Origin of the sequence: Streptomyces sp. CA-210063, from assembly GCF_024612015.1 — a bacterium.
Lineage (GTDB): Bacteria > Actinomycetota > Actinomycetes > Streptomycetales > Streptomycetaceae > Streptomyces.
Map to the genome: position 1 here is coordinate 1,281,054 of NZ_CP102512.1, position 18,599 is coordinate 1,299,652.

12 protein-coding genes and 1 pseudogene are annotated in these 18,599 nt (G+C 68.8%); 9 read left to right on the forward strand and 4 right to left on the reverse strand.

The window, feature by feature from the left end; translation table 11 throughout:
- Positions 1-35: 35 nt before the first annotated feature.
- On the forward strand, positions 36-1,391 hold the full coding sequence (locus tag JIX56_RS05605; protein WP_257537648.1) for a glutamine synthetase family protein: 1,356 nt from the start codon (positions 36-38) through the stop codon (positions 1,389-1,391).
- A gap of 21 nt (positions 1,392-1,412) precedes the next feature.
- Complete coding sequence (locus JIX56_RS05610; RefSeq protein WP_257537649.1) at positions 1,413-2,711, forward strand: cytochrome P450; 1,299 nt, start codon at positions 1,413-1,415, stop codon at positions 2,709-2,711.
- A 649-nt stretch (positions 2,712-3,360) separates the two neighbouring features.
- On the opposite strand, the gene JIX56_RS05615 is transcribed toward JIX56_RS05610, so the two are convergent.
- From JIX56_RS05615 to JIX56_RS05625, 3 genes are read right to left on the reverse strand one after another with little or no spacing between them, the layout of a single operon-like run.
- Positions 3,361-3,756, reverse strand: coding sequence for a hypothetical protein (locus tag JIX56_RS05615; RefSeq protein WP_257537650.1), 396 nt, complete (start codon positions 3,754-3,756; stop codon positions 3,361-3,363).
- Positions 3,711-4,748: a pectinesterase family protein gene (locus JIX56_RS05620; protein WP_257537651.1), complete on the reverse strand. Its 1,038-nt coding sequence runs from the start codon at positions 4,746-4,748 to the stop codon at positions 3,711-3,713. Before JIX56_RS05620 ends, JIX56_RS05615 begins: the two co-directional genes overlap by 46 nt.
- Entirely contained in the window at positions 4,718-6,874 is a 2,157-nt protein-coding gene (locus JIX56_RS05625) for an ATP-binding protein (protein WP_306819823.1), read from the reverse strand. The genes JIX56_RS05620 and JIX56_RS05625 overlap by 31 nt, the downstream gene beginning before the upstream one ends.
- Before the next feature lie 736 nt (positions 6,875-7,610).
- Between JIX56_RS05625 and JIX56_RS05630 the strand changes: the two genes are divergently transcribed.
- The 7 genes and pseudogenes from JIX56_RS05630 (at position 7,611) to JIX56_RS05655 (ending at position 15,359) form a co-directional block, all read left to right on the forward strand.
- A complete protein-coding gene (locus JIX56_RS05630; protein ID WP_257550748.1) occupies positions 7,611-7,853 on the forward strand; it encodes a hypothetical protein in 243 nt (80 codons plus the stop codon).
- Entirely contained in the window at positions 7,813-7,983 is a 171-nt protein-coding gene (locus JIX56_RS47925) for a twin-arginine translocation signal domain-containing protein (protein ID WP_443031785.1), read from the forward strand. The genes JIX56_RS05630 and JIX56_RS47925 overlap by 41 nt, the downstream gene beginning before the upstream one ends.
- Positions 7,953-8,234: pseudogene (locus tag JIX56_RS05635) on the forward strand (amino acid permease); the annotation flags it as partial. The gene JIX56_RS47925 and the pseudogene JIX56_RS05635, both read left to right, overlap by 31 nt.
- Before the next feature lie 249 nt (positions 8,235-8,483).
- Positions 8,484-9,494, forward strand: coding sequence for a ribosome-inactivating family protein (locus JIX56_RS05640; RefSeq protein WP_257537653.1), 1,011 nt, complete (start codon positions 8,484-8,486; stop codon positions 9,492-9,494).
- Between the two features lie 203 nt (positions 9,495-9,697).
- The gene (locus tag JIX56_RS47615) at positions 9,698-11,431 is read left to right on the forward strand and encodes a LamG domain-containing protein (RefSeq protein ID WP_306819824.1); all 1,734 of its coding nucleotides are present in this window, start codon (positions 9,698-9,700) and stop codon (positions 11,429-11,431) included.
- A gap of 369 nt (positions 11,432-11,800) precedes the next feature.
- On the forward strand, positions 11,801-14,332 hold the full coding sequence (locus JIX56_RS05650) for an ATP-binding SpoIIE family protein phosphatase (RefSeq protein WP_257537654.1): 2,532 nt from the start codon (positions 11,801-11,803) through the stop codon (positions 14,330-14,332).
- A 427-nt stretch (positions 14,333-14,759) separates the two neighbouring features.
- Positions 14,760-15,359 (forward strand): TetR/AcrR family transcriptional regulator, encoded by a 600-nt coding sequence (locus JIX56_RS05655; RefSeq protein ID WP_257537655.1) that lies wholly within the window; start codon positions 14,760-14,762, stop codon positions 15,357-15,359.
- Between the two features lie 43 nt (positions 15,360-15,402).
- On the opposite strand, the gene JIX56_RS05660 is transcribed toward JIX56_RS05655, so the two are convergent.
- Entirely contained in the window at positions 15,403-17,919 is a 2,517-nt protein-coding gene (locus tag JIX56_RS05660) for a family 78 glycoside hydrolase catalytic domain (RefSeq protein ID WP_257537656.1), read from the reverse strand.
- Positions 17,920-18,599 lie beyond the last annotated feature (680 nt).

The window sequence follows — 18,599 nt, forward strand, 5'->3', positions numbered from 1 at the left end:
CCGAGAGGTGCCCCGAATCCGCCGAGGAGACATCGGTGAGCGCTCACGACACCCCATCCGTCCGCCGGCACCAGGACCGGCTCGCCGCCGAGGGCATCGACGTGGTCCGGGTGACCTACCCCGACCTCATCGGCACCGACCGGGCCCGCGACGTGCTGCTCGACCACCTGCCGTCGGCCTGCGAGCACGGCCTGGCCTTCTGCCGCGCCGTCTACCACACCACCCCGCGCGGGGACGTCGTCGCGATCGAGGGCGGCATCGAGGCCGGCCTGCCCGATATCTCCGTGCGACCGGATCTGAGCACCCTCGCACGGGTGCCCTGGGAGCCCGGCGTGGCGTGGTGTCTCGGTGACACGACCGACCCGGCGACCGGCGGGCCGGCCGCGGAGTCGCCGCGCGATCTGCTGCGCTCGGTGCTGGCCCGATGTACGGACGCGGGTCTGAGCCCGGTCGTCGGCCCGGAGCTGGAGTACTTCCTCCTTGAAGAGGACGCCACCGCGCCGAACGGCTGGCGGCGCAGCCCCGCCGTCACCGGAACCGTCTACACCGCCGGCCTGCGCGCCGACCCCGACAACCACCTGCTGCGTACCCTGCGTCAGCTGCGCGACCTGGGCATCGGCGTCATCACCGGCAACCACGAGTTCGACGGCGGCCAGTACGAGATCAACCTGACCCACTCCGACGCCCTGGACGCCGCCGACCGCGCGTTCCGCTTCAAGGCCGCCGTCAAGGAACTGGCGCGTACGGAAGGCAAGTTGGCCACCTTCATGGCCAAGCCCTTCAACGACTCGGGCGGCTCCGGCTTCCACCTGCACTTCTCCTGCGTCGACGCCGACGGCCGCAACGTCTTCGACGACCCGGCCGGCGCCTTCGGTCTCTCCGACAACGCCCGGTACGCCCTCGCCGGCCTCCTCGCGCACGCCCCGGCGCTCGCCGCGCTGCTCAACCCGACCGTCAACTCGTACAAGCGCTTCGGGCCCGACACCCTCGCGCCCTGGCTGATCAACTGGGGCCTGGACAACCGAAGCGCCATGGTCCGCGTCCCGCCCGAGCGCGGCTCCGGCGCCCGCCTGGAGCTACGGCTCGGCGACGCCAGCGCCAACCCGTACCTCGCGATCGCGGCTCTCACCGCCGCCGCCCTGCTCGGCATCCAGGAGGGCAAGGAGCCGCCCGCACCACTGGAGGGCTACGGCTACGACACGGAGAAGTCCAAGGTCCTGCCGATGAACCTGACCGCCGCGCTCGACGCCCTCGAAGCCGACGAAGCGCTCACCGAACTGCTGGGCAAGGACTTCACCACGTCCTTCCTCGCCTACAAGCGCGACGAGGCCGAACGCTTCCAACGACACGTCACCGACTGGGAGTTCGCCGAGTACTCCTACCACCTCTGAGCACCCCGCCAGGAGCACACCATGACGAGCACCCTGAACACCGCCGACACACACCACGCCCCCGACGACCCGATGCCGCTGGACGAGGTCGACCTCGCCGACAACGACAAGTTCCTCGACGGCGTCACCCCCTGGCGCATGTTCCACACCCTGCGCCACCAGGACCCGGTCCACTGGCAGCCGGAGCCCGAGCCCAACCACGGCTTCTGGGCCGTCACCCGGCACGAGGACATCACCCGCGTGGGACGCGACGCGCAGACCTTCACCTCCACCAAGTTCGTCAACCTCGAAGAACTCGACGACGACCAGATCAAGAAGCGCGCCTCCATCCTGGAACTGGACGGCGTACGCCACCGCGCGATGCGCAGCCTGCTGCAGCGTCAGTTCGGCCAGGGCGTCATCAACGAGTACGCCGACTTCCTGCGCGGCCTGACCGCCAGGACCCTGGACACGGCCCTCGCCAAGGGCACGTTCGACTTCGTCGCCGACGTCTCCGCCGACTTCCCCATCAACGTCCTGGCCCGCCTCCTCGACGTCCCCCCGGGGGACAACCAGCAGCTCATCGACTGGGGCAACCGGATCATCGGCAACACGGACCCCGACTACGCCGATGTCCTCCTCCACAGCGAGGAGAGCGAGCAGTACAAGGATCTACCCTTCCGCAGCCCGGCCTCGCTGGAGGTCTTCGAGTACGGACGGGAGTTGGTCCGGCAGCGGCGGGGCGGCAGCGGCACCGACCTGATCTCCAGACTCGTCAACGAGACCCCGCGCGACGGCGTCCCGCTCTCCGCGCAGGACTTCGACAACTACTTCCTGCTACTGGTCGTGGCCGGCAACGAGACCACCCGCCACACCATCTCGCACTCCATGCTGGCCCTCATCCAGCACCCCGAGCAGCTGGCCAAGCTTCAGGAAGACCCCTCCCTCATCCCGGTCGCCGTCGAGGAGTTCCTGCGCTGGGCCACGCCCGTCTACCACTTCCGCCGCACCGCGACACGCGACGTCGAACTCGGCGGCAAGCAGGTGAGGGAGGGCGACAAGGTCGTCATGTGGTACGCCTCCGGCAACCGCGACGAAGAGGTCTTCGGCAACCCGTACGACTTCGACGTCACCCGCCAGAACAACGACCACCTCACCTTCGGCAAGGGCGGCCCCCACCTGTGCCTGGGCAACCTGCTCGCCCGCACCGAGATCCGCATCATGTTCGAGGAACTGATCCCGCGCCTCGCCGGCATCCGCCTCGCCGGCGACGTCCCCCGGGTCCGCTCCAACTTCGTCAACGGCATCAAGAAGCTGCCGGTCGAGGTCACCCTCGCCTGACCGCCCGTACACAGAGCTGTGGCCACCCCCGGACCGCGGGGTGGCCACAGCTCTGTGTGTTCGCGGCGGCATCACCTTGGATCGCGCGGCCGTTCGGAGGGCCTTGGCCCAAGGCCGGGAGACGGTGAAGGAGCTGTCATCGCTGCCGGCCGGGCGGCGGCACGGCCGGTCTCCGGGGGGAAGGCTCCGTCCGGGCAAGGGCCGCAGCGGCTGCACCGGCTGCACCGGCTGCACCGGCTGCAAGCGCACGTACTCGCGTTCCGTCGCTGACCTCGCTGGTGCGGCCGCCAAAGTCCACCGGCGCATCGGGCATGACTACCGGGATGTGAACAGGCCCTCGGGCCGGCCCACTTCGAAGCCGCACCTTCAACGGGTGGCACCACCACCTGACCCTCGTCCCGGTCGCGCACGCCTTCCGCAGCCGGCGAGTCTCAAGGGAGGCTCTGTGAGCACCCCCTTACGTCACCGACGTGCACCGCGCGCCGACCCCATGAATCCGGCCGGGTGTTCGACCGGCGCTACGGCCCTCCAGACGTTTCAGGAAGACGTAACGGCGGGGCCGGGACTGCGCCGTCCCGGCCCCTCCGCGATTCCGCCCGCGGGGCGGTGATGATGCCGCCAGGGCAGTGTGCCCGTCCCATCGCCCCGGTCAGAAGACCGGGTTCCAGCCGTCGGTGCCGGCCAGGTACTTCTGGGCGGTGTAGTCGGCAGCCTCGGAATCAGTCAACTGGGGACTGTTGGCACCCACGGAGGCGGCGCTGGAGGCGCACAGTCCCTGTGAGCAGGAGACGACGGTGTTGTGGTACCCCTTGAGCCGGGCCCACGACCAGGGGTAGTCGGGGGTCATGTCGGTCCAGGGGTGCGCGAAGGTGATACCCGTGTGGATCTTGGTGTCACGGACCACCGCCTGGGGCCAGGCGTCCGCCGTGTTGTGCCACGGTCGGCCGAGGTACATCGTGTTGTCCGGCACGCCGTTGGTGAAGATCTCGCTGCCGGTGATCAGGATCCCGTACTTCTTCCGGTAGTCGGTGTTCGGCGCCAGCAACGTACCGCCGACCCAGTTGCGCGGGCGATGTTGCACCGGTCGAACACGGCGGTGGCGTTGCCGAAGATGAAGTCGATGTCGCCCTCGATGTAGCTGCCGACGAAGTACTGCCGGTTCTGGGCCGTGGGGTCGGGCGACTTGACGAGGACCGTGTCCTGCGTACTGATGATCCTGACCTGGGTGAAGGTCTGCCGGTCGCCCTCGGCGGCCAACGCGACCGCCTGGGTCGAGAAAGCGTCGATCTCCGGGTGCTTGGCCGGATCGAAGGTGTTCTGGATCGTGACGTTCGAAACCGTGACGCCGGGCGCCTTGACGGTGAGTACGGCGCTGCCCTCGGTGCCGTACGGCGCCCCCGTCGCGGGGTTGGTCATCCCGTGGGCCCGCTCGGCGGTGATGACGACGTCGGCGGCATTGCCGGTGTTCCCCTTGATCAACAGGTTGCGCTTGCTCGCCGGGACGACGATCGTCTCGTAGTAGGTGCCCTTGGCGAGAAGGAGGATGCGCTGGATCCCGTCGGAGGGAGCGACGTCCACCGCGGCCTGGAAGGTCGGATAGTCGCCGAAGCCCTCGGCCTCGACGTACAGCGTGGTGTCCTCGGAGGAGGTGAGTTGTCTGCCTCTACTGTTGACGTTCGCGTGATAGGCCGTCATCAGGATTTGCGAGACCGCCACCGTTGTCGCCAGGACGAGGCCACCGACCTCGATGGGAGCCGCGAGGACGACCGCGCCCGCGACGACCGCGATCAGGAACGCCCGGCTGATGTTGGCCCAGTTGTTGTGCTGGTCAATGTGCTGCGCGTTCAGTGTGAACGTGCCGCCCTGACCGAATTCCATTACGGTATCCCGCGCCTGGTTCCGGAAGCGGGTCGCTTCGCAGATGGCCACGATCACCTGGAGGATCCCCTGCGCAACTTCTACGGCCCTGCCCCTGCCCCTGCCTCGGGTGTTTCTACGGGGTTGTCCTACCGGGTGGGTGCCTGGTTCGCTGTCCACCAGGACGCGATCCGGGCGCGGGAGCCGAAGCCGAGCTTGGCCAGGATGTTCTCGATGTGGCCGTCGACCGTGCGCGGGGAGCGCGCCAACGCGGTGGCGATGCGCCGGTTGCTCATGCCTTCGGCCACCAGCGCGGCCACTTCCCGCTCCCGGGGGGTCAGCGGGCTCGGGGCGGTGGCGGTCGGCTCGGGACGGGTGCGCAGGGCGTAGTCGATGGCCTCGTCGGGACCGCGGTGGCCCATGCCCTCCGCGAGAGCCTTCTCATAGGCCGCCGCGCCCATGGCCCGTACGATCCCCTCCTCGCATTGGGCGTGCTGCTCGACCAGGTGCGGGCCGAACGTCGAAAGGGGGGTGTCGGTGTCCCGCCACAGGGCACGCGCGGCACCCAACAGCCGTGCCGCCTCCTCGCGGTCGCCGCGTGCGGCGGTGACCCAGGCGAGCTGCTCCAGCATGTGCGCGACCCTGACATAGTCGTTGAAGCCCTGCTCGTTCTCCAGCGTGGCCCGGATCACAACTACGGCCTCCTCCAGGTCGCCGCGCCTCCAGGCGTCGTAGCCGAACGTCCACCGAGCATGCGCGCGGACCAGCCGGTCGTCATGCGTCTCGGCGAGGGCGAGCGCCTGCCCGCAGGTCTCCGTGGTGCGCGGATCTTCGAGGTGGGACTGGGCAGTGGCCATCTGAATCAGCGCGTAGACCGCCCCGATGTCATCGCCCGTCTCCCTGTGAGCGGCCGCCGCCGCCTCCAGCAGGGGCACGGCCTCCGCCAGACGGCCGCCCCACAACGCCAGCGTCCCGCGCAGACTCTGAACGTGGGCGCCCACCACCCGGTCGTCCAGCCGCTCGCCCAACTCTGCGGCCTCGTCCAGCCACCGGCGCGCCGCAGAGTGATCGTGCTGCAGCGCCGCCACCCAGGCGGCGACCCACAGCGCCCTGGCCCGGGCCAGGGTGGGCTCGGGTGCGGCCGCGAGCGCCCGGTCGAGCCAGCGGCGTCCCGTACCGAGGAAGCCGCCGCCGCACCAGTGGAAGCGCAGCGCGGCAGCCAGCGCCAGAGTGCCTTGCGGGTCGCCGCCGCACTCCAGTGCCGCGCGCAGATTCGCGTACTCGGCACGCAGCCGGGCCAGGCTCTCCTGTTGGCCGGGTCCGTACCAGCCGTCGTCGAGGCGTTCGGCGAAGGCCAGATAGAAGGCATGGTGTCGTCGCCGTAGTCGCTGCTCCTCGCCGGACTCGGCGAGTCGCTCCCGCCCGTACTCTCGGACGGTCTCCAGTAGCCGGTAGCACGGTCGGCCCTCGCGCTCGGTGGGTACGACAATGGACTGGACGACCAGCCGGTCGAGCAGATCGAGCACCTCGTTCCGGCCGATGCCGTCACCCGCGCAGACGGCCTCGGCCGCGTCCAGACAGAAGTCTCCGAGGAAGACCGACAGCCGACTCCACAGCAGCCGCTCGGCCGGGGTGCACAGCTCGTGGCTCCAGTCGATCAGGCCGCGGAGCGTGCGCTGGTGCGGCCGGGCGACCGGGCTGCCGCTCGAGAGCAGCCCGAAGCGGTCCTCCAGCCGGTTCACCGCCTCCTCGACGGTGAGGCTCCGCAGCCGGGACGCAGCCAGTTCTATGGCCAGCGGCAGCCCGTCCAGGCCGTCGCACAGTCGGCGGATCTGGGCGCGGTTGCCGTCGGTGACCTGGAAGTCCGGGCGTACGGCCGTGACCCGGTCGCACAGCAGTTCCGCCGCTTCGTCCGGCGCCAGCGGAGGGACGGGCAGGACGCGCTCGCCGGTGATACCCAGCGCTCGGCGGCTCGTCGCCAGTATGCGCAGCTCAGGGGAGGCCGACAGCAGCGCATGGGCCAGCTCGGCGCAGGCGTCGACGAGGTGCTCGCAGTTGTCCAGCAGGATCAACGCGCTGCGCTGGGCCAGAAAGGCGGTGAGCTGGTCGATGACCGGTCTGGTGCCCGGGTCCGGCAACCTCAGTGCGGTTGCGGTTGCGGTCGCGGTCGCCGCCGACGCGGGGTCCCGCACCGGCGCCAGATCCACCAGCCACACCCCGTCGGTGAAGTCCGCCTCCGATGCCGCGGCGGCCTCCAGCGCCAGCCGTGTCTTGCCCACCCCGCCCGCACCAGTGAGCGTCAGCAACCGCGTCGTCCCCAACCGGCGGTGCACTTCCGCAAGGTCCCGACGCCTGCCCACAAACGTGCTCAGAGCGGCGGGCAGATTGCTTCGGATGGTCACTTCCCACCTTGCCTTCGAGCGCGCATCCATCCTGGAACATCCGCAGCCAGACCTGGCGCATCGAGGACGCCTGTCTGCGGTGGCAGCACGCTTCTTTGCGGGCGATGGGCTCAGTCGCGTCGCCGTACTGGAAGCAGCGGAACGGACGCAGTCACATCTATGCCTCTGAACATTATTCACCGGACCATAGACCTCGGGTGAAGGCTGTGACTGAGGTCTCGCGGTAACCCGACAGCGGGGACCGGGCACGCGGCCGGCCCGCGCGGGTGGCCCGGTCGCAGACAACCGGGAAGTGGTGGCGGCGCTGATCTTTCGAGAGTCCGGCAGCGGCGCGTGCCCGCGCGACGCCGGTACGCCGGACCTCCGGCGTGGGCGAGCCCGCCGACAGCAGGGCCCGCGCCCCCGATGTTCCGGCGGTGAACGGGGCTGATGTCCGAGCAGCACGGCCAGTGCGAGGAGGAAATCGTGCGGGTCCTGGGTCCGGCGGCGTACGAGAAGGCCCTCGCGGAGGGCGGGCGCCACCGCGGCCCCAGGCCATCGCCTACGCCCTGCGCACCGCTTCCGAGCCGACCGCCGCGCCCCTGCCCGGAGCCCGCTGACCCCGCGGGATCAGGAAGTGGCCGAACTGGTGGCCCAAGGCATGAGCAACCGGCAGATCGCCTCCGCGTTCGGACGCTCGCCGCGCACGGTCCACGGCCACGTCGAGAAACATCCTGGCCAAGCTCGGCTTCGGTTCCCGCGCCCGGATCGCGTCCTGGTGGACGGCGAACCAGGCACCCACCCCGTAGGACAACCCCGTAGAAATACCCGTGCTCAGGGGTGGGGGGGCCGCACAAATACCCATGGCTTCGGAAGGACCCCCGCACCGAGTCTGTCGGCATGACCCACACCGAAGCACGGGGACGCCTTCCCGAAGATCATTTCTTGCCGGCGCCATCGCTGTGGCGGCCGTCGGCTTGGTGGTCACCGCCGCCCCCAGCGCGTGCTGGGGGTCATGCTTCTGTACTTCCTGACCTCCGTCTCGGTGGTCGTGTTCTTCCGCCGGGAACGGCTGGACACTCGCCCCTGGAACACGCTGATCGCCCCCGTCCTGGGTGCGCTCGGCATCGCCGGTGCCATCTGGCTGATCCTGGCCAACTTCACCACCCTCATCGGCGGGGACCAGGACACGGCGATGTGGCTGGAGCTCACCGTCCCGGCGGTCCTGGTCCTGGGCGTCATCGCCGCCCGGCTGACCCGTGGCAGAGCGACGGCCAACGGCTGAACCCGCCCCCGCGGTGCGGCCGGCCCGGCCCTTGTCTCCCCTCGGGCCACACCGGCCACACCGGGCCGGCGGAGGGCTTTCCCTGAGTCCGGGGTGCGTGAAGAAGCCGTCAGCCGGCCGCTTACGCCACCCGGCCCAGAAACCCCACCGCCAACAGCGGGCCCGCCCCGTTTTCTTCCCCCAACGTCCGTGCGACCGACCGCTTTCCGCTGGAATGCGGCACTTTGCACCCATGTAGAGGACAGCAACATGACTGAACCAGTCGAGGCCCTTGACAAGGCCGCGCCGAACAAACACAAGGCCGCGCCACCGAGCCGGTCCAAAAGCCTCATCTCTGGGATCACCGCCAAGCCCCGGACGATGGTTTCCATCCTGGCCGCCCTGGTGCTGGGGATGGTCGCCGCGCTGGTCGGCCCTCTGGGGACAATGCAGTCCGCGTATGCCAACGACGGCAACCCCATGTTCCATATCGGGGCCGACGACGGCTACCGCTATGTCCAGTTCATCAACTCCATTCGCGCAAGAGTCAACGACGGTGGCCGCACCTTCGTGCAAGGTGCAGGGAACGCCTACTTGGTGGACCACACCAGGTCCAGCGTGAACCTCAACACCCACGCGGCGTACGTGCAGGTGGACATCCAGATGTGGGGCAATGACCACTTCGTGCGCCTGCAGTTGCGGCGGGACAACCTTTACATCCTCGGCTGGTGGGACGAGCACAACGACTACCACTACATGGGTAACCGTACGCCCCCGCTGCAGGAGCGCGAACGCATGCATGACGGCGGTTACAGGGACGCGAGGGATGCCATTCGCACCCCGTTCGAGGAGAACTACGTCAGCATGGAGACCGCGGCCAACGAGCACCGTGCGAACATGGCGATCAGCCGCGACAGCATCAACGGTGCCGCCTGGTACCTCTACAACGCCAACAACAACCAGAACATGGCGCGAGGCGTGCTGAGGATGGCCCAGTTCATCGCGGAAGCCGCCCGGTTCCGCCCTATCCGGGACAACATCGCCGGTGTCATAGGCTTCGACGCCGTCCACTTCATACCTCCGCAACTCGTCTCGCAGGAAAATCAATGGGGCCATCTGAGCGGCCGCTTCAACTGGCTCCTCAGCATGCCCCAGGGCTACCGCGACCCCCACCCCCTGCACGCTGTCCGACGGGGCACCTTTGGCGAAGCCGTGTCGATCGTCCTCTACACGGCCGCCCAGTACGCGCATTACGTCCTCTCTACATCGAAGGGCCGCTGATTTCCCGCCGCTGCGGCTCCTGCGCAAGGCGCTTGCACAGGAGCCCAGGCCGGCGCGGCGACTGCTGCCCTGTCCGGACAAGGCACCGGCGGGTGTCGAACGGCACTTCCCTCCCTGCCCTCGCCGGGCCAGCACGGGCGGGAACGCCGAGCACCGCGTCCGTTGAAGTGGACAGCTGAGTACAAACTTTGAAAGGAAAGACGATGCCAAGAAAGAATCCGGCCGGTGCTGTGGGCGCAGCCGTCCTTGGTCTGACCCCGGCGCGACGGCGGATGTCCGCCGGTCTCGCCGCCGCCCTCTCCCTGGTGGCGGTCGCCGGTATGGCGCTGACCACCGCCGCACCGGCGCATGCCGACACCACCAGCGGCCTGCTGCTGCGCTACAAGCTGGACGAGACCTCCGGCACGGTCGCCCACGACTCCTCGGGCAACGGCCGTAACGGTACGGTCAACGGCACCGCCGACTGGAAGGGCGCCGAGGGGCTGGGCTTCAACGGTTCCAATACCTACGTGAAGGTCCCGGACAACATCATGGCCGGGCTCAACTCGATCACGGTCGACTTCGACGTGTGGATCGACCGGACCATGGGCAAGCCGTACTTCCTGTACGGGTTCGGCAACTCCAGCGGCACCAGTGGCAACGGCTACCTGTTCTCCACCGGGAACCAGTTCCGCACCGGAATCACGTCGAGCAACTCCGCTGCGGAGCAGCAGACCCGGCCGGGATCCTCCTACCAACTGGCGCGCGGTATGTGGAAGCACGTCACGTACACGCAGACGGGCAACACCGGCATCCTGTACGAGAACGGCGTAGAGAAAGCCCGCAACACCGCCGTGACGCTCACCCCGGGCTCAATCGGCGGCGGAACGACGACCGCTAACTACATCGGCCGGTCGCTGTACTCCTCGGACCTGTACTTCCACGGGCGGATGCGGGACTTCCGCGTCTACAACCGGGCCCTGTCCGCGTCTGAGACGCTCGCCCAGGCCACCCAAACCGAGGTGCAGTGGAAGCAGGTCCAGGCCCTGGCCTTCTACAACCAAGCGATCGCGGTCTTCCAGGACCCCGTCATCGGACCCGTCATCATCTTCCCCTCCGACTACACCGGCGACATCAACAACCTGCAGAAGCCGCCGAACTGGACCGACGAGTACGGGCAGACCCCCACCTCCTGGCCCACCCCCACGACCGCGAAGAGCCCGCTGTTCACAGTCGGCCAGATCTCGGCCATCGAGGACGCAGTCATCACAGCGGTGCAACCGGCAGACGGCAGCACCAATTACCGCCTCAACATCTTCTACGACGGGATGAGCGACCGGGTGGTGGCGCAGACCGACGCCCCGGCCTCGGTCACTGACCCGCTGGCCACCCAGTACGCCGGCAAGCTGGTGATCAAGAGCGACGCCGCGGTGCCCGGCAAGTGCGCGCCGCACCAGACCACCCAGGCCAATTCGCTGGCCACGGCCGCGACGCCGGCGACGGGTGTCGGCGATGTCAAGACGCAACTGCAGTGGAAGCAGGTCCAAGCCCTGGCCGACTACAACTGTGCGCTCACCGCGTTCGACGACCCCACCATCGGACCAGTGATCATCTTCCCCAAGGACTACACCGGCGACATCAACAACCTTCAGAAGCCGCCCGGCTGGACCGACCAGTCCGGACATGTCCCAGCCAGCTGGCCCGCCCCCACCACCGCCAAGAGCCCTCAGTTCACCCTCGCTCAGATCCAGAACATCCAGACTGCAGCCGTCAGCAAGATCGCGGGCGCCAGCAGCGACACCACCAACTACGGCGTGGACGTTTACTACGACGGGATGAGCGACCGGGTGGTGGTCGCGACCGACGCCCCGCCCTCGGTCACCGACTCGCTGGTCACCGCCTACCCGAACCAGGTCGTGATCAAGCCGACAACCACGCCGACCTTCACCGACAACTAGACCGCCGCCGGACAGGCAACCGGAACACCCCGTTCTCGCAGCCTCGGGAGGCCCGTAACACCAAGGCTCGCCGACACGGCGCACCTGCCCGGCGAGGCACAACCGAACATCAGGCAGGGGCCGGGGTAACCCGGCCCCTGCCTGCATTGTCAGCCGCGCACAACCGGGCAGCGGGCAGCGAGTCGGCACCGACTGCCAGGACCTCGCACTCGCGGCTGTAGCCGACCGGGGTGGGTGGCGTGACGACCGCGTAGGTCGCCGTCCCATCGATCCATCGCTGGTTTCATTCGGGTTTGAGCAGGTTTGCGAGCCCATTACGGACTACGGTGATGGCAGCAAGCTCGGGAGACAGAGACACCGGGAGGCGACGTGTCGGCTCATTCTGCCGGGCGCGGCAGCCGTGCCGAGGGGCTTGACCCCGTACGACTGGTGTTGCTGGCGTCCGCCGCCGAAGGGCTGTCCAACACCGAGGCCCTCGAGCTCGCCCTGCAGCAGGCGACCGCCGGCCTGAGGGGCCTGGGCGGTCTCATGCACCGGTGCGATACCGGAGGCGGACCGTTGCGTCTGGTCACGGTCAGTGGCCTTGCCCCCAGGACCGCCGAGCGCTGGGCCGCCATCCCGGTGGACGAGGACGTCCCACCCGCGCGTGCCATGCGCCGCGCCGGCTATGTCTGGCTCGACGCGGACAGCTTGGAAATCGGGGCCGCCGGCATCGCGTCGGTGCCGCTGCCGGGCCCGGACGGGCCCGTCGGCGCACTGTCCGTTTTCACAGGGGCGCCCGGCGAGCCGGAACCGGCACGGCGATCCCTCCTGCACTCGGTGGCTGAGTGGGCCGCGGGGCACCTGGACGGAGTCCCCGCTCTCTCTCCGACCGGGGCGCAAAATCGGCGGGATGGGGTCGCCCGAACCCTCGACGCCATGAGCGACGTCTTCGTGGCGGTCGACGGCGACTGGCGTATCACCTTTCTCAACAAAGCGGCTGAGCGTGTCCTCGGCGTTGGCCGGACAGCCATCGGGAGCGTTCTGTGGGATGTTTCCGCCAGCCACGTGGCTGGTCTGGAAGCACAGTGCCGAAGAGCGTCCGCCGAGAGAACTCCGGTCGACTTCGATCTTCGCTGGCCCGCTGATCAGCGTTTCTACCAAACACGGCTGGTCCCTTTGGGGAGTGGAGGACTGACGATCTCCTTCGCCGACGTCACCGAACTGCGGCTGCGTGGAGCCGGGCGCACGGCCGAAGAGCAAGCCGCGGCCGGGCGAACCGCGCGCATGGGTCAGCTGACAGTCGCGCTCACGGAAGCAGTGTCGTCGAAGGACGTGGTCCGGGCCGTCGCGGAGCATGTCCTGCCACCGTTCGGTGCCGACGGGCTTGTGGTCGAAATCCTGGAGGGCGGGCGCGTGCGCGTGCTCGACTCCGTCGGGTACACGGAGGACTTCCTTCGCCTGATCGACGGAGTGCCGCTGGCCGCCAACACCGCGGTCACCGACCCCCTCCGCACCCGCACGCCCAGTTTCATCGAGTCCACGGCGGAGTTCATCAAGCGCTACCCGAACTTGGAGGGCCTGACAACCAGGTCCACCAAACACGCATGGGCGTTCCTCCCACTCATCGCATCCGGTCACGCCATCGGCTGCTGCGTCGTCTCCTTCGCCCGACCGCGCTCCTTCAGCGAGGGGGAACGCACCCTGCTGACCGCTGTCAGCGGTCTGGTCGCACAGGCCCTGGAGCGAGCCCGTCTCTACGACGCCGAGCACACTCGCGCCCAACGACTCCAGCGTGACCTGCTCCCCAGGACGCTGCCCGACCTGCCCGCCGTCGTCGCCGCCGCCCGCTACCTGCCCTCAGGCCGGGGCGAGAGCGTGGGCGGGGACTGGTACGACGTGATCCGGCTCTCCTCCGACAGGGTCGCCATGGTGATCGGGGACGTCATGGGTCATGGCATCTCCGAGGCCGCGACCATGGGACGGTTGCGTACCGCGGTCCGCACTCTCGCCGATCTGGAACTGGAACCCGACGAACTGCTCGGCCATCTCAGCGAGATCGTCGGCGACCTGGGTGAGGACTATTACGCCACGTGCTCCTACGCCGTCTACGACCCGGTCACCCGGGTCTGTTCGCTGGCCCTGGCCGGGCATCTCCCGCCCGTCATCGTCCAGGCGGACGGTACGGTCCACTCCCCCGAGCTGACTGTCAACCCACCGCTGGGCGCCGCCGAACCCCCCTTCGAGGTCCATGAACTGCAGCTGCCGGAGGAAAGTCTCCTGGTGTTCTGCACAGACGGTCTCGTGGAGTCCGCCGACCGGGCCGTCGATCAAGGGCTGGCAGAACTGCAGCACTTCCTCAAGCAGGCCATGGCTCGGACGTCGTACTTCTCGGTCAACTCCCGGGCCGACGCCTCACGCCGGCTCGACGCCCTCTGCGACGACATCGTCTTGGCCCTTCTGCCCCACCGTGAGCGGACGAACGACGACGCGGCCCTGCTCATCGCCCATACCCGGAGCACGCCCGTCGGCGACGTCGCCTCGTACAGCCTGTCGGTGGACCCCCGGGCGGCAGGCCAGGCCCGCCAGTACGTTCGCGCGCAGCTGGCCACCTGGGGGCTGGAAGAGCTCGAAATGACGACTGAGTTGCTGGTGAGTGAGTTGGTCGGCAATGTGGTTCGCCACGCAAAGGGCCCCGTACGCCTGCGTCTGCTGCGCAGCCAGTCGTTGATCTGCGAGGTCTACGACGGCAGCCTTACCACCCCGCGCATCCGGCGCGCCGGTCACACCGATGAGGGCGGCCGGGGTCTGTGCCTGGTGGCCGCGCTCTCACGACGCTGGGGCACGCGTTTCCTCGGCGAGGGCAAATGCATCTGGACCGAGCAGGACCTTCCTGCGGGAACCCTCTCAGTGAGGACTTGAACCTATGACGACGTACTCCCGGGTGCGCTGGTGTGCCGCATGCGGACCAGCACGATCGTGCGCAGAGCCCGGTTGGCACTGCGGTCGCCGTCCCGGTTAGACGGTGCCGGGCTTCAGGGCGTTGGCACCGCTGTGGACAGTGGTTGTCCGCGGGCCCAAGGGCACGCCATAGGCACGACGGCGAAAAGGCGGACGCGCGACGTGCCAATGCGGCCCGCTTCTCGCTCAGTGGATGCGCTGGTAGAACCCAGTGTCGCTGGGCCTCGAACCCTTCGACCGTTCCGTACCCGGGAGCATGGTGTCTGCGGGACGCGTCATGTGGGTGGTGCGGTGTGGGCCGGGAGCGAGAAGAGCTGGGGTTTCGCGCAGGGTGACTGGGACTGTGGGACCGGGCAAACCCCCGGGTACGGCGCCATAGGATGCACCTGTGAGCAACAACGGCCGCGAGAGCGGTGCCCCGGGCGATCCGCGACTCCGCATCCTCGGCTCCGCGCTTGAGGTGTTCGCCGCTCGGGGATTCCGTGCGGGGAGCCTCAACGACATCGCCACGGCGGCCGGGCTCACCCGCGCCGGTCTGTTGCACCACTACCCGAGCAAACAGGCCGTACTCCTGGCCCTGCTCGAGCAGCGGGACGCCGAGCTGCGTCGCACGACCCGCACGTCCGGCCTCACACTTCTGGAGCTGCTCAAAGAGCTGGAGCACCTCACCGGGCTGATCCTTGCCAATCGCGATTTGGTCCAGCTTGCGCACATCCTGACCGCGGAGGCGTCCGGCGAGGCGCATCCGGCCAGGGAGTGGGTTGCCCAACGGTATGTGGCGCTGCGCGCCGAGCTGGCCGATGCGGTGCGACTGTCCATCGAGACCGGTGAGCTGCCCTCCGTCCTGAACCCCGACGATTTCGCGGCCCTGCTCCTGGGCGCCATCGAGGGCGCGGAGAACCAGTGGTTGGTCAGTCCGGAGGAGGTGGACCCGGCGGCCGTCATGAGGCAACTGCGCGCGCTGTGCTCTGCCGTCCGCTCCGGCTAGATTCGGGTCCGGCCGTACGCCTGTGACTGCGGTCCGCAGCCGGTCAGGCGAAGGCCAGCCGCATGCGCCCGGGGCCGTGCTCACCCTCCTCTCCGTCGGGCAGCACCAGTACGTACGGCACTGGGCTGTCCACCTCGACGCCGGCCGTGTCGAAGGACACCGACAGCAGGCCGGCCGGGGTCGGCACCGCGCCCTCGGCCCGCTCCAGCACCTGGTAGGCGGGGGCGATGCGAGCTCGGCCGAAACCCGGCTCGCCAGGCGTGACTCCGAGGATGTGGGTGACCAGGTCGCGGGTCGGGGTGGCACTCCAGCCATGGACGGGGGATCCCCAGCCCCAGCACTCACCGAAGGTGTCGTATCCGTCGTGGAGGAAGACGCTCCAGCTGCGTAGGGAGCGGACCAGATCGGCGGTCCTTCCGGTGAGGGCTGCCGCGTCGTGGACGAGGTAGCTGAGGAAAGGCTCGGCCCGCACGATTTCTTCCTCCGCGTCCCAGTCGACTCGCCGGACACCTCGCAGTTCGTCGAGGATCTTCTGTTCGTCGTAGGTGCCGTCACCTCCGATCCAGGACCGGGTGACCAGCCGAGCGGGATCCATGACGCGATCGATGATCCGGTTCCAGCGGTCCACGGGTGCGAGACCGGAGACGATCGCTGCGGCGCCTGCGGCTTGGGAGGTGGCGAGCTGGGGTGTGCCCCGCACGATGTGGTCGCGATAGGTACCGCGCCCTTCGTCCCAGAAGATGTCGAACCCGGCACGGGCCCGCTCCCACAGGCCGGCCGCCCAAGCCGCGTCGCCGCGGTTGTTGAGCAGGGTGCTGATATCGGCGTATTCACGAAGGCCACGCGCCCATAGGGCGGTGAGGATGGAACTGGCTCCGGTGGCGAACACGCTCGACCAGTCCACCAGGTTCCACTCCGGTACATCGCTGAGCACGCCGTCGGCAGTGAGATAGGGCAGGTACCAGGCCAGGACCCGCCGTGCGGTGGGAGCGAGCTCCGCGAGCCGGTCGCGGTCGGCGGTGTACCGGTAGAGGTTGTGGACACCGTGCAGCCAGTGCAGTGACCAGTCAGGAATGGTGGTGCCGCCGCCCTGCTCGATTTCACCGACCACGCTCATTGGAAGGATGCCGTCCGCGCGGGGTGAGTTACCCAGTTCCAGGTACCTCCAGGCCAGCCGCCAGTCGGTGGAGGTGGTCAGGTGCACCATCTGATGCACCACGCCGTCGCCTACCCAGGCGCGCTGCTCACGGGTCGGGCAGTCGGTGAAGGCGTCATGGGAGTTGAGTGCCACGGTGCGCACCCCGGCGGTGTACAGAGCGTCGAGTTCCGGATCGCTGCTCTTGAAGTACGCGTTGCCGACGCGCGGGTAGAGGTGTTCGCGCACCGTGATCCTGTCGATGCGGACCGGTCCGTCCGCGCTGACCAGAGCGTGGATGTAGCGGAATCCGTTGACTTCGACGGCCTCGAAGCTGTCGTCGAAGCCTCGAGCGGTGTAGCGGGCGCCGATGTTCGGGACCGACAGCGCCTCCGGCACGCCGGGAGCATGTGGCGCCTCGCGGTACATCAGGTCGACGCGAGCACCCCGGGGTGCGTCAAGGTCGAGGGTGACGAGGCCGCACACGATCCGCCCCATGTCAACGACCAGGTGCTGGGACCTGCCGGGGCCGGGGTTCAGCTCCAGCGGGAAGGCGGCCCGGGACGTGACCGGCCCGGTTGGTCCCGTTGGTCCGGACAGATACGCGCGGACCCGCATGACGGGGTGCGGGTCGTCCGGGGTCACGACGGGTGCGGCCACCGTGGCAGCGGTCGCCGTGAGCCGGTCGCCGTCGAGCGGTCCGATCGGACGGGGCAGCAGTGGTCCGTACGGGTCGGTGGGCGGCTGTGTGCGGGCCATGGAGCCCAGGTGGGTGGCGGGGACGAGCTGCGCGGGGTGCCAGGCGGCGTCCGATGCGCCGGTTTTCCAGTCAGCGGGCAGCTCGCGGGCGTCGAGACATTCAACGGGTATGCCGTCGATGCCGGACGAGGGAGCCAGCTGCCAGGCACCTGGGTCCAGCACCTGCCAGCTGCCATCGGTCGCCAGCAGCCGGTCGCCCAGGTCGGCTTCGAAGAGCAGGACTGCGTCCCGGCCGAGGGTGGCGTTCGCGGCGGCGGGCTGCCAGAAGGCGTTGGCGTGCCCGTAATAGGTGACCAGAACCACCAGAGTGTTTTCTCCGGGGACCGCGAACGGTGCGAGGTCCAGGTCGTCGTAGGTCAGCCGCCGGGGCTGGGAACGTATGGGGCCGCGCCCGGACTCCCGGCCGTTGACCAGGACGACATAGCGGGAGTCGGCGGTGATTCTGGCGGGGACGACGTCCGGCACGGCATCAAGGGTGAATGACGTACGGAACAGATACCGGGCGAAGGGGGCGCGGGAATCCGGTGGCGCCAGTCCGGCGCCGGTGTTGGGCTGCGGGGGCTTCGGTCCGATCCAGTGCGCCTGCCAGGCGGGATGCCGCAGAACCACGGGGGTGGGACGAGGAGCGGACGGCACGGCACCGCCGGGGGTGGACGAGGCTGCCATGTGGTCGATCATGAGAGGGAGGCTCCGATGGGGTACGCCGAGTCACGACGGGTTCAGGTCGGGGCGGACACAGGTCGGACGGGCGCGGCGGGCAAGCGCGTCCGCCCGGTACCACCCTCGCTTCGCATCAACGGGTGCGCTCGGAGAGTGGCCGACCGCCGACCGTGAGGAAGACGATGAGCAGGCCGATCACAAGGCATTTCGACGGTTTCGCCGGTCACATCCCAGACCAGTGCCGCAGCAGGGTGTCGAAGCAGGCCTCTGACGGCTTCGCGGCCTCCGGTTGTGAGGCGAGGCCGGCTCCTCACCTTCCCCCAGGGCAGGGAGTTGTCCGGGCAGGGGGCGAGACCGGCCAGGGCAGTCTTCCGGCGCGAAGGGGAATGTCCGGCGCGGCAGCGGTGGCCTGGCCGGGTCCAGCTGACTGCGCGGCATGGACACACCTCCTGTAGCGACGTTGCCCATGGAAATACGGGCAGCGGCATGGCCGGTTTCCGCCTAGCTGTGGCACAGTAGAGCACACTTCCCAACCAGTTGGTAGGTATGGAAAGGGTCATTGCACTAGAGGGGGCGTCCGACCCGCCCAGGGCTTTTGAATCGTTCTAAACGGCCTCACCCAGGCGCACGCTGTCCATCGGGTGTGGACTGACGGCTTCGCGGCCTCCGGTTGTGCGGCGAGGCTG